Origin of the sequence: Kitasatospora sp. NPDC052896, assembly GCF_044547075.1 — a bacterium.
Classification (GTDB): Bacteria; Actinomycetota; Actinomycetes; order Streptomycetales; family Streptomycetaceae; genus Kitasatospora.
In genome coordinates this window covers 536,742-563,069 of sequence record NZ_JBITZU010000002.1, presented here as the reverse complement: position 1 = coordinate 563,069, position 26,328 = coordinate 536,742, and the positions used below count along the sequence as shown (strand labels likewise).

General features: G+C 71.3%; 24 protein-coding genes. 23 read left to right on the top strand and 1 reads right to left on the bottom strand.

Going from position 1 to position 26,328, the window contains the following annotated elements:
* The first annotated feature begins 19 nt into the window (after positions 1 to 19).
* The 5 genes from mqnC to ACIGXM_RS08615 all read left to right on the top strand — a co-directional run bounded on the left by mqnC (position 20) and on the right by ACIGXM_RS08615 (position 4,720).
* Positions 20 to 1,234: a cyclic dehypoxanthinyl futalosine synthase gene (gene mqnC, locus ACIGXM_RS08635; protein WP_396558260.1), complete on the top strand. Its 1,215-nt coding sequence runs from the start codon at positions 20 to 22 to the stop codon at positions 1,232 to 1,234.
* 13 nt (positions 1,235 to 1,247) lie between these two features.
* Positions 1,248 to 1,832, top strand: a complete 585-nt coding sequence (locus ACIGXM_RS08630; RefSeq protein WP_396558258.1) for an imidazolonepropionase-like domain-containing protein — start codon at positions 1,248 to 1,250, stop codon at positions 1,830 to 1,832.
* A gap of 201 nt (positions 1,833 to 2,033) precedes the next feature.
* The gene (locus tag ACIGXM_RS08625; RefSeq protein ID WP_396558256.1) at positions 2,034 to 2,561 is read left to right on the top strand and encodes a hypothetical protein; all 528 of its coding nucleotides are present in this window, start codon (positions 2,034 to 2,036) and stop codon (positions 2,559 to 2,561) included.
* A gap of 91 nt (positions 2,562 to 2,652) precedes the next feature.
* Entirely contained in the window at positions 2,653 to 3,345 is a 693-nt protein-coding gene (locus tag ACIGXM_RS08620) for a demethylmenaquinone methyltransferase (RefSeq protein ID WP_396558254.1), read from the top strand.
* 91 nt (positions 3,346 to 3,436) lie between these two features.
* A complete protein-coding gene (locus ACIGXM_RS08615) occupies positions 3,437 to 4,720 on the top strand; it encodes a geranylgeranyl reductase family protein (protein WP_396558387.1) in 1,284 nt (427 codons plus the stop codon).
* Between the two features lie 39 nt (positions 4,721 to 4,759).
* On the opposite strand, the gene ACIGXM_RS08610 is transcribed toward ACIGXM_RS08615, so the two are convergent.
* A complete protein-coding gene (locus tag ACIGXM_RS08610) occupies positions 4,760 to 5,494 on the bottom strand; it encodes a peptidylprolyl isomerase (RefSeq protein WP_396558252.1) in 735 nt (244 codons plus the stop codon).
* A 76-nt stretch (positions 5,495 to 5,570) separates the two neighbouring features.
* Here ACIGXM_RS08610 and ACIGXM_RS08605 point away from each other — a divergent pair, with 76 nt between their 5' ends.
* The 18 genes from ACIGXM_RS08605 (at position 5,571) to ACIGXM_RS08520 (ending at position 26,327) form a co-directional block, all read left to right on the top strand.
* Positions 5,571 to 5,915, top strand: a complete 345-nt coding sequence (locus ACIGXM_RS08605; protein WP_396558250.1) for a hypothetical protein — start codon at positions 5,571 to 5,573, stop codon at positions 5,913 to 5,915.
* Positions 5,916 to 6,375: 460 nt separating this feature from the next.
* The gene (locus ACIGXM_RS08600; protein WP_396558248.1) at positions 6,376 to 6,735 is read left to right on the top strand and encodes an NADH-quinone oxidoreductase subunit A; all 360 of its coding nucleotides are present in this window, start codon (positions 6,376 to 6,378) and stop codon (positions 6,733 to 6,735) included.
* A 116-nt stretch (positions 6,736 to 6,851) separates the two neighbouring features.
* Complete coding sequence (locus ACIGXM_RS08595) at positions 6,852 to 7,403, top strand: NuoB/complex I 20 kDa subunit family protein (protein WP_396558246.1); 552 nt, start codon at positions 6,852 to 6,854, stop codon at positions 7,401 to 7,403.
* On the top strand, positions 7,400 to 8,128 hold the full coding sequence (locus tag ACIGXM_RS08590) for an NADH-quinone oxidoreductase subunit C (protein WP_396558244.1): 729 nt from the start codon (positions 7,400 to 7,402) through the stop codon (positions 8,126 to 8,128). Before ACIGXM_RS08595 ends, ACIGXM_RS08590 begins: the two co-directional genes overlap by 4 nt.
* The gene (locus ACIGXM_RS08585; RefSeq protein WP_396558242.1) at positions 8,128 to 9,465 is read left to right on the top strand and encodes an NADH-quinone oxidoreductase subunit D; all 1,338 of its coding nucleotides are present in this window, start codon (positions 8,128 to 8,130) and stop codon (positions 9,463 to 9,465) included. The genes ACIGXM_RS08590 and ACIGXM_RS08585 overlap by 1 nt, the downstream gene beginning before the upstream one ends.
* Before the next feature lie 26 nt (positions 9,466 to 9,491).
* Positions 9,492 to 10,202, top strand: coding sequence for an NADH-quinone oxidoreductase subunit NuoE (gene nuoE / locus ACIGXM_RS08580; protein WP_396558386.1), 711 nt, complete (start codon positions 9,492 to 9,494; stop codon positions 10,200 to 10,202).
* Positions 10,202 to 11,566: an NADH-quinone oxidoreductase subunit NuoF gene (nuoF, locus tag ACIGXM_RS08575; RefSeq protein WP_396558240.1), complete on the top strand. Its 1,365-nt coding sequence runs from the start codon at positions 10,202 to 10,204 to the stop codon at positions 11,564 to 11,566. Before nuoE ends, nuoF begins: the two co-directional genes overlap by 1 nt.
* A complete protein-coding gene (locus ACIGXM_RS08570) occupies positions 11,563 to 14,013 on the top strand; it encodes an NADH-quinone oxidoreductase subunit G (RefSeq protein ID WP_396558238.1) in 2,451 nt (816 codons plus the stop codon). The genes nuoF and ACIGXM_RS08570 overlap by 4 nt, the downstream gene beginning before the upstream one ends.
* Positions 14,013 to 15,377, top strand: coding sequence for an NADH-quinone oxidoreductase subunit NuoH (gene nuoH, locus ACIGXM_RS08565; protein ID WP_396558236.1), 1,365 nt, complete (start codon positions 14,013 to 14,015; stop codon positions 15,375 to 15,377). The genes ACIGXM_RS08570 and nuoH overlap by 1 nt, the downstream gene beginning before the upstream one ends.
* A gap of 6 nt (positions 15,378 to 15,383) precedes the next feature.
* Positions 15,384 to 15,959, top strand: coding sequence for an NADH-quinone oxidoreductase subunit NuoI (gene nuoI, locus ACIGXM_RS08560; protein WP_396558234.1), 576 nt, complete (start codon positions 15,384 to 15,386; stop codon positions 15,957 to 15,959).
* The gene (locus ACIGXM_RS08555) at positions 15,956 to 16,813 is read left to right on the top strand and encodes an NADH-quinone oxidoreductase subunit J (protein WP_396558232.1); all 858 of its coding nucleotides are present in this window, start codon (positions 15,956 to 15,958) and stop codon (positions 16,811 to 16,813) included. Before nuoI ends, ACIGXM_RS08555 begins: the two co-directional genes overlap by 4 nt.
* A complete protein-coding gene (gene nuoK, locus ACIGXM_RS08550; RefSeq protein WP_396558231.1) occupies positions 16,810 to 17,109 on the top strand; it encodes an NADH-quinone oxidoreductase subunit NuoK in 300 nt (99 codons plus the stop codon). Before ACIGXM_RS08555 ends, nuoK begins: the two co-directional genes overlap by 4 nt.
* A gap of 14 nt (positions 17,110 to 17,123) precedes the next feature.
* Positions 17,124 to 19,022: an NADH-quinone oxidoreductase subunit L gene (gene nuoL / locus ACIGXM_RS08545; protein WP_396558229.1), complete on the top strand. Its 1,899-nt coding sequence runs from the start codon at positions 17,124 to 17,126 to the stop codon at positions 19,020 to 19,022.
* Positions 19,019 to 20,659 carry an NADH-quinone oxidoreductase subunit M gene (locus ACIGXM_RS08540; protein ID WP_396558227.1) on the top strand — a complete coding sequence of 547 codons (1,641 nt, stop codon included), beginning with the start codon at positions 19,019 to 19,021 and terminating at the stop codon, positions 20,657 to 20,659. The genes nuoL and ACIGXM_RS08540 overlap by 4 nt, the downstream gene beginning before the upstream one ends.
* Positions 20,660 to 20,694: 35 nt before the next feature.
* Entirely contained in the window at positions 20,695 to 22,314 is a 1,620-nt protein-coding gene (gene nuoN, locus ACIGXM_RS08535) for an NADH-quinone oxidoreductase subunit NuoN (protein WP_396558384.1), read from the top strand.
* Positions 22,315 to 22,488: 174 nt separating this feature from the next.
* Entirely contained in the window at positions 22,489 to 23,499 is a 1,011-nt protein-coding gene (locus ACIGXM_RS08530) for a polyprenyl synthetase family protein (protein ID WP_396558225.1), read from the top strand.
* 32 nt (positions 23,500 to 23,531) lie between these two features.
* The gene (locus ACIGXM_RS08525) at positions 23,532 to 24,191 is read left to right on the top strand and encodes a LuxR C-terminal-related transcriptional regulator (RefSeq protein WP_396558382.1); all 660 of its coding nucleotides are present in this window, start codon (positions 23,532 to 23,534) and stop codon (positions 24,189 to 24,191) included.
* Positions 24,192 to 24,377: 186 nt separating this feature from the next.
* Positions 24,378 to 26,327 carry a 2-oxoacid:acceptor oxidoreductase subunit alpha gene (locus ACIGXM_RS08520; RefSeq protein WP_396558223.1) on the top strand — a complete coding sequence of 650 codons (1,950 nt, stop codon included), beginning with the start codon at positions 24,378 to 24,380 and terminating at the stop codon, positions 26,325 to 26,327.
* The last annotated feature ends 1 nt before the right edge of the window (position 26,328 follow it).

Here is a 26,328-nt window from a genome sequence, read left to right as displayed (position 1 = left end):
ACAGAAAGAAGGCCGCCAGGTGACCGAGCTCGCAGCGCCCCTCGACGTGCCCGCCACCGACCTGCGGGCCGTCCTCGACCGGGCCGCCGCCGGGGGTCGGATCTCCGCCGAGGAGGCCCTGGAGCTCTACCGCTCCGCGCCGCTGCACGCGCTCGGGGCGGCGGCCGACGCGGTGCGCCGCCGCCGGTACGCCGGGACCGAGCACATCGCGACGTACATCATCGAGCGCAACATCAACTACACCAACGTCTGCGTGACGGCGTGCAAGTTCTGTGCCTTCTACGTGCCGCCGAAGAGCGACAAGGGCTGGTCCCGGGAGCTCGACGAGATCCTGCGGCGCTGCGCCGAGACGGTGGAGCTGGGCGGCACCCAGGTGATGTTCCAGGGCGGCCACCACCCGGACTACGGGGTGGAGTACTACGAGCGCGCCTTCTCGGCGATCAAGGCCGACTTCCCGCAGCTGGTGATCCACTCGCTGGGTGCCTCCGAGGTCGAGCACATGGCCCGGATCTCGGGCGTGTCGATCGAGGAGGCCATCACCCGGATCCACCGGGCCGGCCTGGACTCCTTCGCGGGCGCCGGCGCCGAGCTGCTGCCGGAGCGGCCGCGCAAGGCGATCGCGCCGCTCAAGGAGTCCGGCGAGCGCTGGCTGGAGATCATGGAGACCGCGCACCGGCTGGGCGTGGAGTCCACCTCCACCATGCTGATGGGCACCGGCGAGACCAACGCCGAGCGGATCGAGCACCTGCGGATGATCCGCGACGTGCAGGACCGGACCGGCGGGTTCCGGGCGTTCATCCCCTACACCTACCAGCCGCAGAACAACCACCTCAAGGGCTCCACCCAGGCGACCGTCTTCGAGTACCTGCGGATGATCGCGATCAGCCGGCTCTTCCTGGACAACGTGGCGCACATCCAGGGCTCCTGGCTGACCACCGGCAAGGAGGCCGGCCAGCTCTCGCTGCACTACGGCGCGGACGACCTGGGCTCGGTCATGCTGGAGGAGAACGTGGTCTCGGCCGCCGGTGCCAAGCACCGTTCCAACCTCACCGAGCTGATCCACCTGATCCGTACCGCCGGCCGGGTGCCCGCCCAGCGCTCCACCACGTACCAGCACCTGCGGGTGCTGGACGACCCGGCCAACGACCCGGTCGACCCGCGGGTCGCCTCGCACATCGCCTCCACCGCGATCGAGGGTGGCACCGCGCACCCCGAGCTGAAGATCCTCGACTGAGCCCGGTCCGCCGATGCTGACCCTGCACCGGGCCGCCGAGCTGCGGCCCGCCGCCACCGCCCCGTCGATCCCCGACGGGGCGGTGCTGGTGCGGGGGGACGAGGTGGCCGCGCTCGGCCGGTACGAGGAGCTGGCCGCGGCGCACCCACGGGCCCGGGTGCGGGAGTGGGACGGGCGACTGACGCCGGGCCTGGCTCACCCGTACGGCGGCCCGCTGCTGGAGCACCGCTACCACCCGGACCCGCGCGAGGGGCTGGGCGAGCAGCCGCTCCCGCTGCCGCCGGGCCTGGACCAGGCGGCGCTCGGCGGCAGCGCCCGGCGCGGCCTGCAGCGGATGCTGGCGCACGGCACGACGGCGCTGGCCGGGCCGTTCGAGCAGCCGGCGGTGCGGACCGCGGTGAGCCGCTCGGGGCTGCTGGTGGTGGTGCCGTTCGGACCGCCGTTCGCGGGGGAGCCCACGGGCGACGACCTGCCGGGGTTCGAGGCGGCGGTGCCGTACGGGGTGCTGGAGGTGGGCGGTCGGGCCGACTTCGCGGTCTTCGGCGCGGGTTGCCTCGGTACCGTGCTGGCCGGTCGGCTGCTCTTCCGGCGCCGCTGAGCCGCCGGCCCGAACGACCATCCGTACCCGAACTCCCTTCTCCGGTCGACGTTCTGAATCGGTCTCGCCGTGACCTGAGGGCCCACCAGCGGTTACGATCCCCAATTGCCCCCAGGTCCCGACCCGGAAGCCAGGTCCCCCGAGAGCATGCGATCGTCGTCCGCGGCACCCAGGATCGGTCGAGGTTGGTACCTCGGAGCGGTGCTCAGCGCTGTGCTGGCGCTGGGCATGTGCCTGCTCGGCTGGCGGCAGGCCGACCTCGCGGACAAGATCGCCGCGGATCCGGTCCGGGTCCAGGGCACGATCACCCAGCTCTCCGGCGGCAGCGCGACCTACAGCTCGGTCAGCTACCCGGCGGGCGGGCAGCAGCACACCGCGGCCGACCTGACCCTGCCGGACGGCGCCAAGGTCGGCGACCCGATCTGCCTGGAGCGCGCCGCCGACGACCCGGGGGCGGTCCGGGTCTGTGACCAGCACTACCCACAGGCCGTCGGCGTGCGCCTGGCGCAGATCAGCGTGCCGGTCGCGCTGCTGCTCTGCCTGCTCTGCGTCGGGCGGATCCTGCGCCACCGGCAGCAGTACGCGCCGGCCGGCAGCTGGTTCAAGCGGCCCCGGGTGCGGACCACGGTGGCGCTGGCCGCCGAGGCGCTGGCCGAGGGCATGCCGGCGATCACCCACGGCAAGCGCTCCCGGCGCCGCAAGAAGGGTGGCCGGCGGGCGCTGCGCTGAGCCGGGTGCCCGGGTCGCGGGTGGGGTGCTCCGGGAGCGCTCGCCGAGCCCGCGCGCCGGGGTGCGCGGCACAGGGTGAAGAATGGGGTCCGTGACCCGAGCCTCTCTGGACAAGCAGCCCCACGAAGTCGCCGCCATGTTCGACGACGTCGCGGCCAAGTACGACCTGACCAACGACGTGCTCTCGCTCGGCCAGGCCCGGGCCTGGCGACGCGCGGTGGCCGACGCGGTCGGCGCGGGGGAGGGCGACCTGGTGCTCGACCTCGGCGCGGGCACGGGCACCTCCTCGCTCCCGTTCGCGGCGGCGGGCGCGCGGGTCGTCCCGTGCGACTTCTCGATCGGCATGCTGACCGAGGGTAAGAAGCGGCACCCCGAACTGCCGCTGACCGCCGGCGACGCGACCCGGCTGCCGTTCGCCGACGCCTCGTTCGACGCCGTCACCATCTCCTTCGCGCTGCGCAACGTGCACGACACCGACGCGGCGCTGGGCGAGCTGTACCGGGTCACCAAGCCCGGTGGCCGGGTGGTGATCTGCGAGTTCTCCACGCCGACCTGGACCCCGCTGCGGACCGTCTACACCGAGTACCTGATGCGCGCGCTGCCGCCGGTGGCCACCCGGGTCAGCAGCAACCCCGATGCGTACGTGTACCTTGCCGAGTCGATCCGGGCCTGGCCGGACCAGGCCGGCCTGGCCGCGCGGCTGCAGCAGGCCGGCTGGTCCAAGGTGGCCTGGCGCAACCTCACCGGCGGCATCGTCGCGCTGCACCGCGCGACCCGGGTCTGACACGTCGCGAACCGCCGTCGTGGGCACCCCGTAGACTGCTCGGGTTCCGTACCCCCGCAGTGCTCAGGAGTGTGCCCTCGTGACTGCCCCCGTGACCGAGACCGCCGTCGAGAGCAGCGCTGACGTCATCGTGGTCGGGGCCGGTCCGGCGGGCTCGGCCACCGCGTACTACCTCGCCCAGGCGGGCCTGGACGTGCTGCTGCTGGAGAAGACCGAGTTCCCCCGGGAGAAGGTCTGCGGTGACGGGCTGACCCCGCGCGCCACCAAGCAGCTGGTGGACATGGGCATCGACGTCTCGACCAAGAACGGCTGGCTGCACAACAAGGGCCTGCGGATCATCGGCGGCGGCGTCCGGCTGGAGCTGGACTGGCCCGAGCTGTCCTCGTTCCCCGACTACGGCCTGGTCCGCAAGCGCGCCGACTTCGACGAACTGCTGGCCCGGCAGGCCGAGAAGGCCGGCGCCCGGCTCTACGAGCGGTGCAACGTCAGCGGCCCGGTGCTGGACGACCGGACCGGCCGGATCACCGGTGTCACCGCGCGGCTCGGCGCGGACAAGCGCGAAGTGACCTTCCGAGCCCCGCTGGTGGTCGCCGCGGACGGCAACTCGACCCGGCTCTCGATCGCGATGGGCCTGCACCGCCGCGAGGACCGCCCGATGGGCGTCGCCTACCGCACGTACTTCACCTCGCCCCGGCACGAGGACGACTACCTGGAGTCCTGGCTGGAGCTCTGGGACACCCGCGGTGGCGAGAAGAAGCTGCTGCCCGGCTACGGCTGGATCTTCGGGATGGGCGACGGCACCTCCAACGTCGGCCTGGGCATCCTCGACTCCTCGCCCGCCTTCGGCGAGCTGGACTGGCGCGAGGTGCTCAAGTCGTGGTGCGCGAGCATGCCGGCGGAGTGGGGCTACACGCCGGAGAACATGACCGACCCGATCCGCGGCGCCGCGCTGCCGATGGCCTTCAACCGCCAACCGCACTACACCCGCGGCCTGTTGCTGGTCGGTGACGCCGGCGGCATGGTCAACCCGTTCAACGGCGAGGGCATCGCCTACGCCATGGAGTCCGGCCAGATCGCCGCCCGCACCATCATCCAGGCCCACGCCCGGGTCACCGCCGGCGGCCGGGAGCGGGCCCTACAGGCCTACCCCGCGGTGCTCAAGGACGTCTACGGCGGGTACTACACGCTCGGCCGGGGCTTCGTGAAGCTGATCGGCAACCCCAAGATCATGCAGCTCGCCACCCAACGTGGCCTCACCCACCCGTTGCTGATGCGCTTCGTCCTGAAGATGCTCGCCAACCTCACCGACCCGCAGGGCGGCGACGCCATGGACCGCATCATCAACGGACTGGCCAAGGTCGCCCCGAACGCCTGACGCCCGGCCGGGTGCCGGGCGCCGGGCGTCCGGCTCGGGTCAACGGCCGCCGATGCGGACGTGGTTGATGTTCACCGGGAGGGTCGGGTAGCCGTCGCCGGGGCCGTTCTGGTCGTCCTCGCCGCCGGCGGCGATCTTCTGGAGGACCCCCAGGCCCGCCGTCACGCGACCGAACGGCGTGTAGGCCGCGGGGAGTTGGGTGTCCTTCCAGACGAAGAAGAACTGGCTGCCGTTGGTGTTCGGGCCGGCGTTGGCCATCGCGACGGTGCCGGCGGGGTAGGTGGCGCCGGTGAGGTTCTCGTCGTTGAAGGAGTAGCCGGGGCCGCCGCTGCCGGTGCCGGTCGGGTCGCCGCACTGCAGTACGTAGATGCCCTTGGTGGTGAGCCGGTGGCAGTGGGTGCCGTTGAAGTAGCCGCGCTCGGCGAGGAAGCGGAACGAGTAGGTGGTGCACGGCGCCTGGGCGGTCAGCGCCTGGAAGGTGATCGCGCCCTGACTGGTGCGCAGCGTGGCCTGGTACGGCCTGGCGGCCTTCCTGGCGTCGAAGACCGGGATGCCCTTGAAGTCGTCGACCGGTACCGCGGCCTTGTACCCGCAGGTGGTGGTGGTCGGCGGGGCCGGGGCGGGCTGGGCGTTCGGCGTGACGGTGGCGGCCGAGGCGGCGCTGGTGGCGGCGAGGACCAGGGTGGCGGCGGCCGCGGCGGTGGCGAGTCTTCTTCTGCGGGGCACGGGGTGACCTCCGGGGCGGGGGAAGCGGGAACTGACGGTGCGTGACATGTTCACTCCATCGTGCCCAGTGTCCACGGGGTGAAACGGCGCTGATCCGTTCGACGGCGGCGCGGAACGACGGCCCATGCGAACGTCTTCACAAGCCGCGGCCCGCGGGGCCGTCCAGGACCTGCCGGTGCTGCTGGTCGCGGTGGTCCGGGGATCCGGCTACCTCGCGGTGAAGCGGCTGACCAGGCCGGAGACCGTGGTGCCGATGCCGGTACCGCGCTTCGCCGTCGTCCTGCCGCCGCTCGGGGTGGCGGCCCGGCGCGGGCCGGCCGGGCTGTGGCGGGCCGAGTGGCTGGGTGGCGACCGGCTGGGCGCGCTCGGGCCGCTGGGCGGCGCGCTGGTGCTGGCGGGCACCGAGTGGGGCCGCCGCGCCCTGCCCGGTGCGTCGGCGGAGCCGGTCGGGGGACCCGTCGCGGCCTGACCCAAGGCCCCGTCCCGGCCCGCGCCTTGTGCATTTGTGAACGCACGGTCAAGCGCGTGGCGCGGGTTGTCCACTCGTGCGGGTGAGGCTCATTAGCACGTCAACATGAAGCTCAGAAATTTGCTAAGAGCGACGCATAGTTGATATGGGAACACGGTTCTGACCAGCCGGTTCGCCGAAAAAAGTGACGCTTTGCGACCATTTGCGTTCGTTGCGTTCATATCTCGCGACAAGCCGCCATTGCGACCGGTTCGCGAGGTGGTGTAGATCACAAAGATCCGCTCCGACTGCGTGTCGCAGATCACAAGCAGACAGGCATAGGATGCGCTCGATCCGGGCTTTGTGAACTGCCTCACATGAGGTGGATCCCGGGAACCGGATCGCCGGTTCACCGCACAGTGACCCGGCAGTTCCGATCTGCAGTCAAGGACGACTGGACTGGACGGAGGGAGCGGCGGCAATGAATGCCTACGTGCCGATCCTCGTACTCGGTGCCATCGCGGCGGCCTTCGCGGTCGGCTCCGTCACGATGGCCGCCCTGACCGGCCCGAAGCGCTACAACCGGGCCAAGTTGGAGGCGTACGAGTGCGGCATCGAGCCGACCCCGCAGCCGGTGGGCGGCGGTCGGTTCCCCATCAAGTACTACCTGACGGCGATGCTCTTCATCGTCTTCGACATCGAGATCGTCTTCCTCTACCCGTGGGCGGTCAGCTTCGACGCCCTGGGGATCTTCGGGCTGGTCGAGATGCTCCTCTTCATCGCCACCGTCTTCGTCGCCTACGCCTACGTCTGGCGGCGCGGCGGCCTGGAGTGGGACTAGCGAGCAGTGGGAGTAGCGAACCGGGACTCGTGACCACGGGCACCGGCGAGCGTCGCCGGCCGGTCGTACCGGCCGTGCAGCCAGCGGGATTTGAGGCCACTGAGAGGGATGGGTAGATGGGAATCGAGGAGAAGCTGCCGAGCGGCTTTCTGCTCACCACCGTGGAGACCGCGGCGGGGTGGGTGAGAAAGGCCTCGCTCTTCCCGGCCACCTTCGGGCTGGCCTGTTGCGCCATCGAGATGATGACGACCGGCGCCGGCCGCTACGACCTGGCCCGGTTCGGCATGGAGGTCTTCCGGGGCTCGCCCCGGCAGGCCGACCTGATGATCGTGGCCGGCCGGGTGAGCCAGAAGATGGCGCCGGTGCTCCGCCAGGTCTACGACCAGATGGCCAACCCGAAGTGGGTCATCTCGATGGGCGTCTGCGCGTCCTCGGGCGGGATGTTCAACAACTACGCGATCGTCCAGGGCGTCGACCACATCGTGCCCGTGGACATCTACCTGCCGGGGTGCCCACCGCGCCCGGAGATGCTGATGGACGCCATCCTCAAGCTGCACGACAAGATCCAGCACGAGCCGCTCGGGGTGAACCGGCGCCGGGCCGAGGAGGAGGCCGAGCAGCAGGCCCTGCGGGCCGTCCCGACCAGCGAGATGGGGCTGCTGCGATGAGCGACGAACCCCGTACTCCGGATCCCGGGACCACGGCCGTGCCGGCCACCCGCCAGGAGATCCCGGTCGAGGTGGTCGGCCGCCGGCAGGGCATGTTCGGCGCCCAGGGCACCGGCGACACCTCCGGCTTCGGCGGCCTGTCCGCCCCCGTGGTGCTGCCCGGGCCGAGCGAGCGCCCGTACGGCGGCTGGTTCGACGAGGTCGCCGACGAGTTGGAGGGCGCCCTGGAGGAGCAGGGCCTCGACCCGTTCGACGTGATCGAGAAGACCGTGGTCGACCGCGACGAGCTGACCTTCCACATCGACCGCGAGCACCTGCCGCGGACCGTCCGCACGCTGCGCGACGACCCGGCGCTCCGCTTCGAGCTCTGCCTCGGGGTGAGCGGCGTGCACTACCCGGCCGACAAGGGCCGCGAGCTGCACGCCGTCTACCAGCTGCGCTCGATCACGCACGGGCGGCTGCTCCGGCTGGAGGTCACCGCGCCGGACGCCGATCCGCACATCCCGTCGGTGGTCGGCGTCTACCCGACCAACGACTGGCACGAGCGGGAGACCTACGACTTCTTCGGCATCGTCTTCGACGGCCACCCGGCGCTCACCCGGATCATGATGCCGGACGACTGGCTGGGCCACCCGCAGCGCAAGGACTACCCGCTCGGCGGCATCCCCGTCGAGTACAAGGGCGCCCAGATCCCGGCGCCCGACCAGCGGAGGTCGTACTCCTGATGAGCAGCACCCACCACGAAGCGGAGGCAGCGGCCTCGCGCGAGACCACCGAGGGCCGGGTCTTCACCGTGACCGGCGGCGACTGGGGCGAGGTCGTGGAGGCCGTCGCCCGGGCCGACGACGAGCGCATCATCGTCAACATGGGTCCCCAGCACCCCTCCACCCACGGGGTGTTGCGGCTGATCCTGGAGATCGACGGCGAGACGGTGAAGGAGGCCCGCTGCGGCATCGGCTACCTGCACACCGGCATCGAGAAGAACCTGGAGTTCCGCAACTGGGTCCAGGGCACCACCTTCGTGACCCGGATGGACTACCTGACCCCGCTGTTCAACGAGACCGCCTACTGCCTGGCGGTCGAGAAGCTGCTCGGCATCACCGAGCAGGTCCCGGAGCGCGCCAGCGTGATCCGGGTGCTGATGATGGAGCTCAACCGGATCGCCTCGCACCTGGTCTGCCTGGCCACCGGCGGCATGGAGATCGGCTCCACCACACTGATGATCTACGGCTTCCGGGATCGCGAAGTCATCCTGGACGTCTTCGAGTTGGTCACCGGCCTGCGGATGAACCACGCGTACGTGCGGCCCGGCGGGCTGGCCCAGGACCTGCCGCCCGGCGCGGTGGACCAGGTCCGCGAGGCGGTCAAGCTGCTCCGCTCGCGGATGCACGAGTACGACAAACTCGCCACCGGCAACCCGGTGTTCAAGGCCCGGCTGGTCGACGTCGGCCACCTCGACCTGGCCGGCTGCCTGGCGCTGGGTGCCACCGGCCCGATCCTGCGGGCCACCGGCCTGCCGCACGACCTGCGCCGGTCCGATCCCTACTGCGGCTACGAGGACTACGACTTCGAGGTGGCGGTGGCCGACACCGCAGACTCCTACGGGCGGTTCCTGATCCGGCTGGAGGAGATCCGGCAGTCACTGCGGATCGTCGAGCAGTGTCTGGACCGGCTGCGGCCCGGACCGGTCATGGTGGCCGACAAGAAGATCGCCTGGCCGGCCCAACTCGCCATCGGTCCGGACGGCATGGGCAACTCGCTGGACCACATCCGGAAGATCATGGGCACCTCGATGGAGGCCCTGATCCACCACTTCAAGCTGGTCACCGAGGGGTTCCGGGTGCCGGTCGGGCAGGCGTACACGGCGGTCGAGTCGCCCAAGGGCGAGCTCGGCGTGCACGTGGTGAGCGACGGCGGGACGCGCCCGTACCGGGTGCACTTCCGCGACCCGTCGTTCACCAACCTGCAGACGATGGCGGCGATGTGCGAGGGCGGCCAGGTGGCCGACGTGATCGTGGCGGTGGCCGGGATCGACCCGGTGATGGGAGGCGTGGACCGGTGAGCAATGTCGAACTCGGCCTGCCGGCGATGCCGGCCGAACCGTATCCGCCGGAGGTGCACGAGCGGCTGGCCGCGGACGCCGCGGAGCTGATCGCCCGCTACCCGCAGGCCCGCTCCGCGCTGCTGCCGCTGCTGCACCTGGTGCAGGCCGAGGAGGGGTACGTCAGCGCCACCGGGATCCGGTTCTGCGCCGAACAGGTCGGCCTCACCACGGCCGAGGTGACCGCGGTCGCGACCTTCTACACCATGTACCGGCGCCGCCCGGCCGGTGAGTACCACGTCGGGGTGTGCACCAACACGCTCTGCGCGGTGCTCGGCGGTGACCAGATCTTCGCCGAACTCCAGCAGCACCTGGGCATCCGCAACAACGAGACCACCGAGGACGGCCGGATCTCGATCGAGCACATCGAGTGCAACGCGGCCTGCGACTACGCCCCGGTGGTGATGGTCAACTGGGAGTTCTTCGACAACCAGACCCCGCAGAGCGCCACGCGGCTGGTGGACGACCTGCGGGCGGGTGCCGAGGTGCAGCCCACCCGTGGCGCCGCGCTCTGCACCTTCAGGCAGACCGCCCGGATCCTGGCCGGATTCCCGGACGAGCGCCCCGGCGTGGTGGACGCCTCCGGTGCGGGCGGCGCGCCCTCGCTGGCCGGCCTGCGGCTCGCCAAGGGCGAGAGCCTGCCCGGCACCGCCGGCGCCCGGGTGGTCTCGCCGCGCAACGAGGGGGCGGAGCAGTGATGAACGCCACCGAACCCGCCGAGAAGCTGCTCACCCCGGTGCTCACCGCCCACTGGGACGACCACCGGCCGTGGACCCTGGAGAGCTACCTGCGCCACGACGGCTACCAGGGCCTGCGCAACGCCCTGGCGATGGAGCCGGACGCGCTGATCGCCCTGGTCAAGGAGTCCGGGTTGCGCGGGCGCGGCGGCGCCGGGTTCCCGACCGGGATGAAGTGGCAGTTCATCCCACAGGGCGACGGCAAGCCGCACTACCTGGTGGTCAACGCGGACGAGAGCGAGCCGGGCACCTGCAAGGACATCCCGCTGCTCTTCGCCAACCCGCACGCGCTGATCGAGGGCATGGTGATCGCCTCCTACGCGATCCGCTGCGACCACGCCTTCGTCTACCTGCGCGGCGAGGTGGTCCCGGTGCTGCGCCGGCTGCACGCGGCGGTCGCCGAGGCGTACGCGGCGGGCTACCTCGGCAGGGACATCCTCGGTTCCGGCCTGAACCTGGACGTCACCGTGCACGCCGGCGCCGGCGCGTACATCTGCGGCGAGGAGACCGCGCTGCTCGACTCCCTGGAGGGCCGCCGCGGCCAGCCCCGGCTGCGCCCGCCCTTCCCGGCCATCGCGGGCCTGTACGCCTGCCCGACCGTGGTGAACAACGTCGAGTCGATCGCCTCGGTGCCGGCCATCCTGGCCCGCGGCAAGGAGTGGTTCACCTCGCTCGGCACCGAGAAGTCCCCGGGCTTCACGCTCTACTCGCTCTCCGGGCACGTCACCAACCCCGGCCAGTACGAGGCACCACTCGGGGTGACGCTGCGTCAGCTGCTCGACGTCAGCGGCGGGGTCCGCTCCGGTCACCGGCTCAAGTTCTGGACCCCGGGCGGAAGTTCGACGCCGATGCTGACCGACGAGCACCTCGACGTGCCACTCGACTACGAGGGCGTCGGCGCGGCCGGCTCGATGCTCGGCACCAAGGCGCTGCAGATCTTCGACGAGACCACCTGCGTGGTCCGCGCGGTCACCCGGTGGACCGAGTTCTACGCCCACGAGTCCTGCGGCAAGTGCACCCCGTGCCGGGAGGGAACGTACTGGCTGGTGCAGTTGCTGCGGCGGATCGAGGCCGGGGAGGGCGTCGACGGCGATCTGGAGAAGCTGCTCGACATCGCCGACAACATCAACGGCAAGTCGTTCTGCGCGCTCGGCGACGGCGCGGCCAGCCCGATCGCCTCCTCGCTGCAGTACTTCCGCGCCGAGTACGAGCAGCATCTGACCGAGCGGCGCTGCCCGTTCGACCCGGCCGCCGCCACCGTCTGGGCGGACACCGACCGCGGCCCCACCCCCCAGCCCGCCACCGAGAGGGAGGTGCACGCATGACGATGACCGAGCCGACCGCGAAGGTCGCCACCGACCTCGTCACGCTCACCATCGACGGCGTCGAACTCCAGGTCCCCAAGGGAACCCTGGTGATCCGCGCGGCCGAGCGGATCGGCGTCCAGATCCCCCGGTTCTGCGACCACCCGCTGCTCGAACCGGCCGGCGCCTGCCGGCAGTGCATCGTGGAGATCGAGGGCCAGCGCAAGCCGGTCGCCTCCTGCACCATCCCGGTCGCCGAGGGCATGGTGGTCCGCACCCAGGTGACCTCGCCGGTGGCGGAGAAGGCCCAGCGCGGCGTGATGGAGCTGCTGCTGATCAACCACCCGCTGGACTGCCCGATCTGCGACAAGGGCGGCGAGTGCCCGCTGCAGAACCAGGCGATGTCCAACGGCCAGGCGGACTCGCGCTTCGAGGGCCTCAAGCGGACGTACCAGAAGCCGGTCCCGATCAGCAGCCAGGTGCTGCTGGACCGGGAGCGCTGCGTGCTCTGCGCCCGCTGCACCCGGTTCTCCCAGCAGGTCGCCGGCGACCCCTTCATCGAGCTGCTGGAACGCGGCGCGCTGGAGCAGGTCGGGATCGGCGAGGGGGACGACTTCCGGTCGTACTTCTCCGGCAACACCATCCAGATCTGCCCGGTCGGCGCGCTCACCTCGGCCGCCTACCGGTTCCGCTCCCGCCCGTTCGACCTGGTCTCCTCGCCCGGCGTCTGCGAGCACTGTGCCTCCGGCTGCGCGCAGCGCACCGACCACCGGCGCGGCAAGGTGCTGCGCCGGCTGGCCGGCGAGGAGCCCGAGGTGAACGAGGAGTGGAACTGCGACAAGGGCCGGTTCGCCTTCCGCTACGCGCAGCAGCGCGACCGGCTCGGCACCCCGCTGGTCCGCGACCGGGCCAGCGGTGAGCTGGTCGAGGCCTCCTGGCCCCAGGCGCTGGCCGCCGCCGCGGAGGGGCTGACCGGCTCGCGCACCGCCGTGCTCACCGGTGGCCGGGTCACCGTCGAGGACGCCTACGGCTACGCCAAGTTCGCCCGGGTGGTGCTCGGCACCAACGACGTGGACTTCCGGGCCCGGCCGCACAGCGCCGAGGAGGCCGACTTCCTGGCCGCCGCGGTGGCCGGCCGCGGGGTCGATCTCACCGGGTACGGAGTGACCTACCGGGCGCTGGAGAGCGCGCCGGTGGTGCTGCTGGCCGGCTTCGAGCCGGAGGAGGAGTCGCCGATCGTCTTCCTGCGGCTGCGCAAGGCCAACCGGGCCGGGCTGCCGGTCTTCTCGGTGGCCAGCCACCGCTCGCGCGGGCTGGCCAAGCTCGGCGGCACGCTGCTGCCCGCCGCGCCCGGCACCGAGGCCGAGTGGCTGGGTGCGCTGGCCGCCGAGGAGCCGCTCAGCGACGACGCCGGCCGGGCCGCCGAGCTGCTCCGCCGACCGGGCGCGGTGATCCTGGTCGGCGAGCGGCTGGCGACCGTCTCCGGCGCGCTCACCGCGGCGCTGCGGCTCGCGCACGCCACCGGTGCCGCGCTGGCCTGGGTGCCGCGACGGGCCGGCGAACGTGGCGCGCTGGAGGCCGGCGCGCTGCCCGGACTGCTGCCCGGAGGCCGTCCGGTCGCCGTGCCGGCCGCCCGGGCCGAGGTCGCCGCCGCCTGGGGCGTCGCCGAGCTGCCGACCCGGCTCGGCCGGGACACCGGCCAGATCCTGGCCGCCGCCGTGCACGGTGACCTGGACGCGCTGCTGGTCGGCGGCGTCGACCTGGACGACCTGCCGGACCCGGCGCTGGCCGAGGAGGCGCTGACCCGCGTGGGCTTCGTGGTCTCGCTGGAGCTGCGCCCCTCCGCCGTCACCGCGCACGCCGACGTGGTGTTGCCGGTCGCCGCGGTGCCCGAGAAGGCCGGCACCTTCCTGGACTGGGAGGGCCGGGTCCGGATGTTCGAGGCCGCGCTCAAGCCCGACCAACAGATGGGTGGCCATCTCGCCCCGGACGTCCGGGTGTTGAGCATGCTGGCGGACGCGCTGGGTCACCGGCTCGGCCTGCCCGACGTCCGGACCGCGCGGCTGGAGCTGGACACCCTGCCGCCGTGGACCGGCGACCGCCCGGCCGCACCGGCCGGCCACCCGGCCCCGCTGCCCCGGCCGGCCACCGGCCAGGCGGTGCTGGCCGGCTGGCGGCTGCTGCTGGACCGCGGCGTGCTGCAGGAGGGTGACCCGCACCTGGCGGGCACCCGGCACCCGGCCGTCGCCCGGCTCTCGCCGACCACCGCGGCGGAGATCGGCGCCACCGGGCTGCTGCGGGTCACCGGCCCGGCCGGCTCGCTGCGCCTGCCGCTGGAGATCACCCCCGAGCTGCCGGACCGCACGGTCTGGATCCCGCTCAACAGCACCGAGGGCGGTGCCCACCGCACCCTCGGCACCACGGTCGGCCACCTGGTGACCATCGCCCCGGCAGGGGAGGAGGAGTGATGGGCTACGCGAACCTCGCCGCCTACGAGACGCTCGGATTCTTCGGCCGGGACCCGTGGTGGCTGATCCTGCTCAAGGCGGTGTTCTGCTTCGCCTTCCTGGTGCTCACCGTGCTGATCGCGATCGTCTGGGAGCGCAAGGTCGTCGCCTGGATGCAGCTGCGGATCGGCCCCAACCGGCACGGGCCGTGGGGCATGCTGCAGTCGCTGGCCGACGGCGTGAAGCTGGCGCTCAAGGAGGACCTGGTGGTCCGCGGCGCCGACAAGGTGGTCTACGTCCTGGCGCCGGTGATCTGCGCGATCCCGGCCTTCATGGCGATCGCGGTGATCCCGTTCGGTCCGGCCGACAACGAGATCTCGATCTTCGGCACCCGCACCCCGATGCAGCTCACCGACCTGCCGGTGGCGCTGCTCTACATCCTGGCCACCGCCTCGATCGGGATCTACGGGATCGTGCTGGCCGGCTGGTCCTCCGGCTCGACCTACCCACTGCTCGGCGGTCTGCGCTCCTCGGCGCAGATGATCTCCTACGAGATCGCGATGGGTCTCTCCTTCGCCGCGGTCTTCATCTACTCCGGCTCGATGTCCACCTCGGAGATCGTCGCGGCCCAACAGCCCACCTGGTTCGCGGTGTTGCTGCCGGTCTCGTTCATCGTCTACATCGTCTCGATGGTCGGCGAGACCAACCGTGCGCCGTTCGACCTGCCGGAGGCCGAGGGCGAGCTGGTGGGCGGCTTCAACACCGAGTACAGCTCGCTGAAGTTCGCGATGTTCATGCTGGCCGAGTACATCAACATGGTCACCGTCTCGGCGGTCGCCAGCACGCTCTTCCTGGGCGGCTGGCGGGCGCCGTACCCGATCTCGCTGTTCTGGGCCGGCGCCAACCACGGCTGGTGGCCGCTGCTCTGGATCGTGATCAAGATCCAGCTGCTGCTGTTCTTCTTCATCTGGCTGCGCGGCACGCTGCCCCGGCTGCGCTACGACCAGTTCATGAAGCTCGGGTGGAAGGTGCTGATCCCGGTCTCGCTGGTCTGGCTGGTGATGGTGGCCAGCGTCCGGGCGCTGCGCAACGAGGGTCACGGCTTCGGCCAGGTGGTGCTCTACGTGGGCGCGCCGGTCGGCGCGGTGCTGCTGCTCTCGCTGATCTGGGACGCCTTCCGGGCCAAGCCCGACAGGCAGGAGGAAGCGGGCCCGCTCGGGGGCACCTCCCGGCCGGAGGCCGGGGGAGGGTTCGACCCGATGGCGGGTGGCTACCCCGTCCCGCCGCTGCCCGGGCAGCAGTTGCCGCCGGTGCCGCGCCGCCGCAGCCGGGCGCGCCAACTCCAGGACGCGCTGAACGGCGCCGACCATTCCGAGGGGAGCTGAACCGAGATGCCAGAACCGGACGAGAAGCCGTCAATCCTGGGACCGGCCGCAGGCTTCGGCGTGACCTTCAAGGCCATGTTCAAGAAGCGGCTGACCGAGCAGTACCCGGAGCAGAAGAAGCCCACCGCGCCCCGCTTCCACGGCCGTCACCAGCTCAACCGGCACCCGGACGGCCTGGAGAAGTGCGTCGGCTGCGAGCTGTGCGCGTGGGCCTGCCCGGCCGACGCGATCTACGTCGAGGGCGCCGACAACACCGAGGAGGAGCGTTACTCCCCGGGCGAGCGCTACGGCGCGGTGTACCAGATCAACTACGCCCGGTGCATCCTCTGCGGGCTCTGCATCGAGGCCTGCCCGACCCGGGCGCTCACCATGACCAACGACTACGAGCTGGCCGACTCCTCCCGGGAGAACCTGATCTACACCAAGGAGCAGCTGCTGGTCGGCCTCACCGAGGGCATGGTCGAGCCGCCGCACGTGACGTACCCGGGGACCGACGAGGGCGCCTACTACCGCGGTGAGGTCACCCACGCGGCGCCCGGCACGGTGACCCAGCCGAAGCACGAACGCGAGGTGACCTCATGACCTCCACCGGCGAGGCGGTCCAGTTCTGGGTGTTGGCGGTGATCGCGGTCGGCGGCGCGCTGGGCATGCTGACCATGCGCAAGGCCGTGCACAGCGCGCTCTGCCTGGCCGCCACCATGCTGGCGTTGGCGGTCTGCTACCTGGCCGAGGGCGCGGTCTTCCTGGGCGTGGTGCAGATCGTGGTCTACACCGGCGCGATCATGATGCTCTTCCTCTTCGTGGTGATGCTGGTCGGCGTCAGCAGCGCCGACTCGCTGAAGGAGCAACTGAAGGGCCAGCGGGTCGCCGCGGTGCTCTGCGGGCTCGGCTTCGGCGTGCTGCTGATCGCCGGCCTGGCCAACGCCAGGCTGCACGCCTTCACCGGCCTGGCCGACGCGAACGCCGAGGGCAACGTGCAGGGCCTGGCCCGGCTGATCTTCACCAAGTACGTCTGGGCCTTCGAGGTCACCGGCGCGCTGCTGATCACCGCGGCGGTCGGCGCGATGGTGCTCACCCACCGCGAGCACGTCAAGGCCCCGAGCAGCCAGCGGGAGTTGGCCGCCCAGCGGGTGCGGGAGAACAAGCAGGTGCCGCCGCTGCCCGCGCCCGGCGTCTACGCCCGGCACAACGCGGTGGACATCGCCGGGCTGCTGCCGGACGGCACCATCGCCGAGGACTCGGTGATGGGCACGCTGCGCGAGCGCGGTCAGATCCGTGACGTCAGCCAGGACATGCTCGGCCGGATGGCGGAGCTGGAGCGCAGCACGGCCGACTGGCTGGGCCGCCCGCCGTCCGCCCGGCCGCGGCCGGGCGTCGAACAGGCGCCGGAGCCCCGCCGCGAGCTGGTGCCGGGAGCCGAGGAGGAGTCGGAGTGAATCCGGTCAACTACCTGTATCTGGCCGCCCTGTTGTTCACGATCGGGGCCAGCGGGGTGCTGATCCGACGGAACGCCATCGTGCTCTTCATGTGCGTCGAGCTGATGCTCAACGCCTCGAACCTCGCCCTGGTCACCTTCTCCCGGCTGCACGGCAACCTGGACGGCCAGGTCTTCGCCTTCTTCACCATGGTGGTCGCGGCGGCCGAGGTCGTGGTCGGGCTGGCCATCATCGTGAGCATCTTCCGGACCAGGCACTCGTCCTCGGTCGACGACAGCAACCTGATGAAGCTGTAGGCGGAGGGCCCACGGTGAACTCTCTCATTCCGCTGCTGGTCGCGGCGCCACTGCTCGGTGCCGCCCTGCTGCTGCTCGGCGGCCGTGCGCTGGACCGGGTCGGCCCCTGGCTGGGCACGCTGGCCGCCGCGCTCTCGTTCGGCTTCGGGCTGGCCCTCTTCGCGAGCATGCTGGGCCGCAGTACCGGCCAACGCCCGGTCCACGTGCACCTGTTCAGCTGGGTACCGGTCGGCGGGTTCCGGGCCGACGTGGCCTTCCAGCTCGACCAGCTGTCGATGACCTTCGTGCTGCTGATCACCGGTGTCGGCACCCTGATCCACCTCTACTCGGTGGGTTACATGGCGCACGACGAGCGCAAGCGCCGGTTCTTCGGCTACCTCAACCTCTTCCTGGCCGCCATGCTGCTGCTCGTGCTGGCGGACAACTACCTGCTGCTGTACGTCGGTTGGGAGGGTGTCGGGCTCGCGTCGTACCTGCTGATCGGGTTCTGGCAGCACAAGCCCAGCGCGGCCACCGCGGCCAAGAAGGCCTTCATCGTCAACCGGGTCGGCGACCTGGGACTGTCGATCGCGATCATGCTGATGTTCGCCCAGTTCGGCAGCTTCGCGTTCGGCCCGGTCTTCGCCACGGCGGGCCAGGCCAGCCAGGGCCGGCTGACCGCGATCGCGCTGATGCTGCTGCTGGCGGCCTGCGGCAAGTCGGCCCAGGTGCCGCTGCAGTCCTGGCTCGGGGACGCGATGGAGGGCCCGACCCCGGTCTCCGCGCTGATCCACGCGGCGACCATGGTGACCGCCGGCGTCTACCTGATCACCCGCTCGAACGCGATCTTCGACCTCGCGCCGGACGCCCGGACCGCGGTGGTCTGCGTCGGTGCGGTGACGCTGCTCTTCGGTGCGATCGTCGGTTGCGCCAAGGACGACATCAAGAAGGCGCTGGCCGGCTCGACCATGTCGCAGATCGGCTACATGGTGCTGGCGGCCGGTCTCGGCCCGGTCGGCTACGTCTTCGCGATCATGCACCTGGTCACCCACGGCTTCTTCAAGGCCGGGCTGTTCCTCGGCGCCGGGTCGGTCATGCACGGCATGAACGACGAGGTGAACATGCGGCACTACGGCGGCCTGCGGAAGTCGATGCCGATCACCTTCGTCACCTTCGGCCTCGGCTACCTGGCGATCATCGGGTTCCCCGGGCTGTCCGGCTTCTTCTCCAAGGACAAGATCATCGAGGCGGCCTTCGCGACGGGCGGCACCGAGGGCTGGATCCTCGGCACGGTCACCCTGCTGGGCGCCGCGATCACCGCGTTCTACATGACCCGGGTGATGATCCTGACCTTCTTCGGCGAGAAGCGCTGGCAGCCCGACCCGGTCACCGGCGAGGAGCCGCACCCGCACGAGTCGCCGAGCGTCATGACGCTGCCGATGATCCTGCTGGCCTTCGGCTCGGTCTTCGCCGGTGGCCTCTTCGCCCTCAACAGCTCCTTCCTGCACTGGCTGGAGCCGGTCACCGGGCACAGCGAGGGCCACTCGCCGCTGTCGTCGACCGCGGTCTCGCTGATCGCCACGGTCTGCATGCTGGCCGGCGTCGGAGTCGCCTACCTGGTGTACGGACGCAGCCCGGTGCCGGTCGCCCCGCCGGTCGGCTCGGCACTCACCCGGGCCGCCCGCCGCGACCTGCTGCAGGACGAGTTCAACCACGCCGTGCTGGTCCGGCCGGGCTCGGGGCTCACCGCCGCGCTGGTCTACTTCGACAGCAAGGGCCTGGACGGCTTCGTCAACGGACTGGCCGCCACCATCGGCGGGATCTCCAGCCGGCTGCGCCGGGTGCAGACCGGCTACGTCCGCTCCTACGCCCTCTCCATGTTCGGCGGCACGCTGGTGCTGGTCGCCACCACTCTCCTGATGAGGTCGGTATGAGCCAACTGCTGACCGCCACCTGCGCCGTGCCGGCCGCCGGGGCGATCCTGACCGCGGCCCTGCCGGCGGGCACCACGGACGCCCGGCGGCGGACCACCAAGTCGATTGCGCTCGGCGTCTCCGCGCTCACCCTGGGCCTGGCCGCCGCGGTGGCCGCCGAGTTCGAGCCGGGCGGCGCGCGGTTCCAACTCACCGAGTCCCACAGCTGGATCCGCTCGTTCGGGATCACCTTCTCGCTCGGGGTGGACGGCATCGGCGTGGTGTTGGTGCTGCTCACCGCGGTGCTGGTGCCCTTCGTGATGCTGGCCTCCTGGCACGACGCGGATCCGCCCGCCTCCGGGCAGCGGGGGCCCGAACCGGGCCCCGACGGCACGTTCGAGAACAGGCGCCGCACCCAGGGCTTCTTCGCGCTGATCCTGGCCGTGGAGGCGATGGTCATCGTCTCGTTCCTGGCCACCGACGTCTTCCTGTTCTACGTCTTCTTCGAAGCCATGCTGATCCCGATGTACTTCCTGATCGGCGGCTTCGGCGACCGGATCGGCGGCGCCGAGGCGGCCCGCCAACGCTCTTACGCCGCCGTCAAGTTCCTGCTCTACAACCTGCTCGGCGGGCTGGTCATGCTGGCCGCGGTGATCGGGCTGTACGTGCTGGCGCAGAACCAGGGGGTCGGCACCTTCGACCTGCAGAGCCTGACCACGGCGGTCGCGGACGGAAAGCTCACCCTCGACCCGACCGCCGAACGGGCGCTCTTCCTGGGCTTCTTCTTCGCCTTCGCGGTGAAGGCACCGCTCTGGCCGCTGCACACCTGGCTGCCGAACGCGATGGGCGAGTCGACCCCCGGCACGGCCGTACTGATCACCGCGGTGGTCGACAAGGTCGGCACCTTCGCGATGCTCCGGTTCTGCCTGGGCCTCTTCCCCGCCGCCTCGAAGTTCTTCGCGCCGGCGATCCTGGTGCTCGCGGTGGTCGGGATCATCTACGGCGCGCTGCTCGCGGTCGGCCAGAAGGACATCAAGCGACTGGTCGCCTACGCCTCGGTCTCGCACTTCGGCTTCATCATCATGGGCATCTTCGCGATGACCAGCCAGGGCCAGAGCGGCGCCACCCTCTACATGGTCAACCACGGCATCTCCACCGCGCTGTTGATGCTCATCGCCGGGTTCCTGATCTCCCGCCGCGGCTCGCGGCTGATCGCCGACTACGGCGGCGTGCAGAAGGTCGCCCCGGTGCTGGCCGGGACCTTCCTGATCGGCGGCCTGGCCACCCTGTCGCTGCCCGGACTCGGGCCGTTCGTCAGTGAGTTCCTGGTGCTGGTCGGCACCTTCACCCGCTACCCGGCGCTCGGCATCATCGCCACCCTGGGCATCGTGCTCGCCGCGCTGTACGTGCTGGTGCTCTACCAGCGCACCATGACCGGTCCGGTGCGGCCCGCGGTGCGCGCCATGCCGGACCTCAGGGCGCGCGAACTCCTCGTGGTGGCACCGCTGGTGGCGCTGACCGTGGTGCTCGGCGTCTACCCGAAGCCGCTCACCGACCTGGTGAACCCGGCGGTGGCCGCCACGCTCTCGCAGGTCCACCGCACCGACCCGGCCCCGGCCCACCCGGTGGCCATCACCGCAGGAGGTGAGCAGAAGTGAGCGCAGCCCCCACGGCAACCGTCCACAGCCTGTGGATGGCCGCCGGGCCCGGCAGCACCGTGAGCATCCCGGCGCCGCAGATCGAGTACCACCAGCTGTCCCCGATGCTGATCGTCTTCGGCACGGCGGTGGCGGGCGTCCTGGTGGAGGCCTTCGTGCCGCGCCGGGCCCGCCGCGCCGTGCAGATCCCGCTGGCGCTGGCTGGGCTGCTGGCCGCCTTCGTCATGGTGGTCGTGCTGGCCACGCAGGGCTACGCGGGCACCAAGAGCGGTCTGCTGGCGATGGGTTCGGTGGCGCTGGACGGCCCGGCGCTCTTCCTGCAGGGCGTGATCCTGCTGGTCTCGGTGGTCGCCGTGCTGACCTACGCGGAGCGCGCGCTCGACCCGCGGACCGAGGGCCCGGCCACCGACGCCTTCACCGCCCAGGGCGCGGCCACCCCGGGCGGCGAGCAGGAGCGGGAGGCGACCAGGGCCGGCTTCCGGACCACCGAGGTGTACCCGCTGACCCTGTTCGCGGTCGGCGGGATGCTGCTCTTCCCGGCCGCCAACGATCTGCTGACCATGTTCGTGGCGCTGGAGGTCCTCTCGCTGCCGCTCTACCTGCTCTGCGCGCTGGCCCGGCGGCGCCGGCTGCTCTCCCAGGAGGCGGCCGTCAAGTACTTCCTGCTGGGCGCCTTCGCCTCGGCGTTCTTCCTGTTCGGCAGCGCGCTGCTGTACGGCTACGCGGGCAGCTTCCGGCTGCCGGACATCGCGGACGTGATCTCCGGGGTCGCCCCGGTCACCCCGGCGCTGGCGAACACCACGCAGAACGACGCGCTGTTGCTGATCGGGCTGGCGATGGTCGCGGTGGGCCTGCTCTTCAAGGTCGGCGCCGTCCCGTTCCAGGCCTGGACCCCGGACGTCTACCAGGGCGCCCCGACCCCGGTCACCGGGTTCATGGCCGCCGCCACCAAGGTGGCCGCCTTCGGGGCGCTGCTGCGGCTGTTCTACGTAGCCTTCCCCGGCCTGCGCTGGGACTGGCGACCGGTCATGTGGGGCGTGGCGATCCTGACCATGGTGGCCGGGGCGCTGCTCGCGGTCACCCAGCAGGACGTCAAGCGGCTGCTGGCGTACTCCTCGATCGCGCACGCCGGGTTCATCCTGACCGGCGTGATCGCCACCAACCGGCAGGGCCTGGGCGCGGTGCTCTTCTACCTGCTGGCGTACTCCTTCGTGACGCTCGGCGCGTTCGCCGTGGTCACCCTGGTGCGCGACTCCCGGGGCGAGGCCACCCACCTGTCCAGCTGGGCCGGGCTGGGCCGGCGCTCGCCGCTGGTCGCGGCGGTCTTCGCGCTCTTCCTGCTGGCCTTCGCCGGGATCCCGCTGACCAGCGGATTCACCGGGAAGTTCGCGGTGTTCCAGGCCGCGGCGGCGGGCGGGGCGACCCCGCTGGTCATCGTGGGTGTGCTGAGTTCCGCGGTGGCGGCGTTCTTCTACATCCGGGTGATCGTGTTGATGTTCTTCTCCGACCCGCAGCCGAACGGCCCGGCGGTGGTGATCCCGAGCGGTTTCACGGCCGCGGCCATCACGCTCGGCGTGCTGGTGACGGTGGGTCTGGGAGTGCTCCCGCAGTACTTCCTGGATCTCGCCTCCAAGGCCGCCCTGTTCGTCAGGTAGCGCGTGTCGCACGGTCCGGGTCCGGGGCGTCAGGCCCCTGGCCCGGACCGTTCTTCGCCCCGTACCCGCACGCCCGTGCAGTGATCCACTCACGACCGGATACGCTGCTGGGGAACGGCAGCGGCGGCATCAGGGACCGGACCGCATGATCGACCGGCGACAGGAGTGGTCTTCGTGACCGTCGTGGGACCCTTCGGGCTCAGCGTGCAGGACCGCGATCTGACCCGTGACGTCCAGGCCGGGATGGCGGCGGTGGAGGCGGCGCTCAGCGAGGCGGTGAAGAGCGACGTGCCGTTCATCACCATCACCGCCAGCCACCTCATCGAGGCCGGCGGCAAGCGCTTCCGCCCGCTGCTGGTGATGCTGGCCGCCCAGTTCGGCGACCCGTACGCGCCCGGCGTGGTGCCGGCCGCCGTGGTGGTCGAGCTGACCCACCTGGCCACGCTCTACCACGACGACGTGATGGACGAGGCCCCGGTCCGGCGCGGCGCGCCCAGCGCCAACGCCCGCTGGGACAACTCGGTGGCCATCCTCACCGGCGACTTCCTCTTCTCGCGCGCCTCCCAGGTGCTGGCCGACCTCGGCCCGGAGGCGGTCCGGATCCAGGCCGACGCCTTCGAGCGGCTGGTCACCGGCCAGATCCTGGAGACCGCCGGCCCGCGCCCCGGCGACGACCCGCTCACCCACTACCTGGACGTGATCGCCGGCAAGACCGGCTCGCTGATCGCCGTCTCCGGCCGCTTCGGCGCACTGATGGCCGGCGCCGAGCCGTGGGTGGTGGACATCCTCACCCAGTACGGCGAGCGGATGGGCACCGCCTTCCAGCTGGCCGACGACGTGCTGGACATCGCCAGCGACGGCCACGAGTCCGGCAAGACCCCCGGCACCGACCTGCGCGAGGGCGTGCCGACGCTGCCCGTGCTGCTGCTGGAGTCGATGCCGGTGGACGAGAGCGACCCGGAGGACGCCCGGCTGCGCGAGCTGCTCCGGCAGGACCTCACCGACGACCGGCGGCACGCCGAGGCGCTGCGCCTGCTGCGCCGCCACCCGGCGCTGGAGCGGGCCCGTCGGGAGACGCTGCGCTACGCGGAGGAGGCCCGCGCGCTGCTCGACCCGCTGCCGGAGGGGCCGGCCAAGGCGGCGTTGCAGGGCCTCTGCGACACCGTGGCGATCCGTACCATGTGAGCGTTCAACCACTCAGGGGGAAGGCCACCATGCTGCGCGTCGTCATCGCCGAGGACTCGGTCCTGCTCCGGGAGGGCCTGACCAGGCTGCTCAGCGACCGCGGCCTGGAGGTGGTGGCCGGGGTCGGCGACGGCGAGTCGCTGTTGCGGGCGGTCGGCGAGCTGGCGGCGTCCGGCGCGCTGCCCGACGTGGTGGTGGCGGACGTCCGGATGCCGCCGACCCACACCGACGAGGGCGTCCGGGCCTGCGTGGCGCTCCGCGGGCGGTACCCGGAGCTGGGGGTGCTGGTGCTCTCGCAGTACGTCGAGCAGAGTTACGCCTCGGAGCTGCTGGCCGGCTCCACCCGGGGAATCGGCTACCTGCTCAAGGACCGGGTGGCCGAGGTGCGCGAGTTCGTCGACGCGGTGGTCCGGGTGGCCGGCGGCGGCACCGCGCTGGACCCGGAGGTGGTGCAGCAACTGCTGATCCGCAGCCGGCGCGGCGACGCGCTGGCCGGGCTCACCCCGCGGGAGCGCGAGGTGCTGGGGCTGATGGCCGAGGGGCGCACCAACGCCGCGGTGGCCAGGCAGCTGGTGGTCTCGGACGGCGCGGTGGAGAAGCACGTCAGCAACATCTTCCTCAAGCTCGGGCTGGCGCAGAGCCCGGAGGACCACCGCCGGGTGCTGGCGGTGCTCAGGTACCTCGACTCCTGAGGGTCCCGGCTCCCGCGGGAATGCCTTTGCGGCACGGATTGTTGACACCGAACGCAGGTTGAGGACGCAGGGTTTTAGATACAACCCAGGAAATCTCTAGCCGCATAGGATGCGATTCGGTGCACCAGGCGGACGGGGCACACGGCTCACGCCCGCGGCTGGTGCCCCTGAGGGAGGTCCGCGGCAGTGACCAGCGAGGTCGATCAGGCAGAGACAGCGAGCGGCGGTCCGGGCGGCCCGAAGGGCCGTGCGGAGCCGGATGCGGCGGTGCGCGGCAAGCCGATCCGCCGGCTGGACCGGGTGATCATCCGGTTCGCCGGGGACAGCGGCGACGGAATGCAGCTCACCGGTGACCGGTTCACCTCGGAGACCGCCTCGTTCGGCAACGACCTGTCCACCCTGCCGAACTTCCCGGCCGAGATCCGGGCGCCCGCCGGCACCCTGCCGGGCGTCTCCAGTTTCCAGTTGCACTTCGCCGATCACGACATCCTGACCCCTGGTGACGCTCCCGACGTGCTGGTCGCGATGAACCCGGCGGCGCTCAAGGCGAACCTGGGGGACCTGCCGCGCGGCGCCGGGATCATCGTCAACACCGACGAGTTCACCAAGCGGGCACTGGCCAAGGTCGGGTACGCCGCCGACCCGCTGGGTGACGACTCGCTGAGTGCCTACCGGCTGCACAAGGTGCCGCTGACCACGCTGACCCTGGAGGCGCTCAAGGACAGCGGGCTGGCCCGCAGGGACGCCGAGCGGGCGAAGAACATGTTCGCGCTCGGGCTGCTGTCGTGGATGTACCACCGGCCGACCAAGAGCACCGAAAGCTTCCTGCGGAAGAAGTTCGCCAAGAAGCCGCTGGTCGCCGAGGCGAACATCACGGCCTTCCGGGCGGGTTGGAACTTCGGGGAGACGACGGAGGAGTTCGCGGTCTCCTACGAGGTGCCGCCGGCCAAGCTGGCGCCCGGGCGGTACCGCAACATCTCCGGCAACCTGGCGTTGGCGTACGGGCTGGTGGCCGCCTCCGAGCGGTCGGGACTGCCGCTCTTCCTCGGCTCGTACCCGATCACGCCGGCCTCGGACATCCTGCACGAACTGTCCAAGCACAAGAACTTCGGCGTGCGGACCTTCCAGGCCGAGGACGAGATCGCCGGCATCGGCGCCGCGCTCGGTGCGGCCTTCGGCGGTTCGCTCGGCGTGACCACCACGTCCGGGCCGGGCGTGGCGCTGAAGTCGGAGACCATCGGCCTGGCGGTCTCGCTCGAACTGCCGTTGCTGGTGGTGGACATCCAGCGCGGCGGGCCGTCCACCGGGCTGCCGACCAAGACCGAGCAGGCCGACCTGTTGCAGGCGATGTTCGGGCGCAACGGTGAGGCGCCGGTGCCGATCGTGGCCCCGGCCACCCCGGCCGAGTGCTTCACGGCCGCGCTGGAGGCGGCCCGGATCGCGGTCACCTACCGCACCCCGGTGATGCTGCTCTCGGACGGCTACCTGGCCAACGGCTCGGAGCCGTGGCGGATCCCCGAGCCGGACGAACTGCCGGCCATCGAGCCCGGGTTCGCCACCGGGCCGAACCACGTGCTGGAGGACGGCAGCGAGGTCTTCTGGCCCTACCAGCGCGACCCGCGCACGCTGGCCCGGCCGTGGGCGATCCCCGGCACCCCCGGCCTGGAGCACCGGGTGGGCGGCATCGAGAAGCAGGACGGCACCGGGAACATCTCCTACGACCCGGCCAACCACGACCTGATGGTCCGCACCCGGCAGGCCAAGGTGGACGGCATCACCGTGCCGGAGCTGACCGTTGACGATCCGGACGGCGACTCCCGGGTGCTGGTGCTGGGGTGGGGCTCGACCTACGGGCCGATCACCGCCGCGGTGCGCCGGGTCCGGACGGACGGCGGGAAGGTCGCCCAGGCGCACCTGCGCCACCTCAACCCCTTCCCGGCCAACCTCGGTACGGTGCTGGCCGGTTACGACAAGGTGATCGTGCCGGAGATGAACCTGGGGCAACTCGCCCTGCTGCTGCGCGCCAAGTACCTGGTGGACGCGCAGTCCTACAACCAGGTCCGCGGACTGCCCTTCAAGGCGGCCCAGTTGGCCGATGTGCTGTGGGCCGCCATCGGCGCACTGGAAGGGGAGTGAC

Excerpts from the sequence above, each read along its gene's own strand:
- ACIGXM_RS08630 (WP_396558258.1), top strand. The coding sequence starts at position 1,248 with ATGCTGACCCTGCACCGGGCCGCCGAGCTGCGGCCCGCCGCCACCGCC.
- ACIGXM_RS08610 (WP_396558252.1), bottom strand. The coding sequence starts at position 5,494 with ATGTCACGCACCGTCAGTTCCCGCTTCCCCCGCCCCGGAGGTCACCCC.
- ACIGXM_RS08605 (WP_396558250.1), top strand. The coding sequence starts at position 5,571 with ATGCGAACGTCTTCACAAGCCGCGGCCCGCGGGGCCGTCCAGGACCTG.
- ACIGXM_RS08600 (WP_396558248.1), top strand. The coding sequence starts at position 6,376 with ATGAATGCCTACGTGCCGATCCTCGTACTCGGTGCCATCGCGGCGGCC.
- ACIGXM_RS08595 (WP_396558246.1), top strand. The coding sequence starts at position 6,852 with ATGGGAATCGAGGAGAAGCTGCCGAGCGGCTTTCTGCTCACCACCGTG.
- ACIGXM_RS08590 (WP_396558244.1), top strand. The coding sequence starts at position 7,400 with ATGAGCGACGAACCCCGTACTCCGGATCCCGGGACCACGGCCGTGCCG.
- ACIGXM_RS08585 (WP_396558242.1), top strand. The coding sequence starts at position 8,128 with ATGAGCAGCACCCACCACGAAGCGGAGGCAGCGGCCTCGCGCGAGACC.
- nuoE (WP_396558386.1), top strand. The coding sequence starts at position 9,492 with ATGCCGGCCGAACCGTATCCGCCGGAGGTGCACGAGCGGCTGGCCGCG.
- nuoF (WP_396558240.1), top strand. The coding sequence starts at position 10,202 with ATGAACGCCACCGAACCCGCCGAGAAGCTGCTCACCCCGGTGCTCACC.
- ACIGXM_RS08570 (WP_396558238.1), top strand. The coding sequence starts at position 11,563 with ATGACGATGACCGAGCCGACCGCGAAGGTCGCCACCGACCTCGTCACG.
- nuoH (WP_396558236.1), top strand. The coding sequence starts at position 14,013 with ATGGGCTACGCGAACCTCGCCGCCTACGAGACGCTCGGATTCTTCGGC.
- nuoI (WP_396558234.1), top strand. The coding sequence starts at position 15,384 with ATGCCAGAACCGGACGAGAAGCCGTCAATCCTGGGACCGGCCGCAGGC.
- ACIGXM_RS08555 (WP_396558232.1), top strand. The coding sequence starts at position 15,956 with ATGACCTCCACCGGCGAGGCGGTCCAGTTCTGGGTGTTGGCGGTGATC.
- ACIGXM_RS08540 (WP_396558227.1), top strand. The coding sequence starts at position 19,019 with ATGAGCCAACTGCTGACCGCCACCTGCGCCGTGCCGGCCGCCGGGGCG.
- nuoN (WP_396558384.1), top strand. The coding sequence starts at position 20,695 with ATGGCCGCCGGGCCCGGCAGCACCGTGAGCATCCCGGCGCCGCAGATC.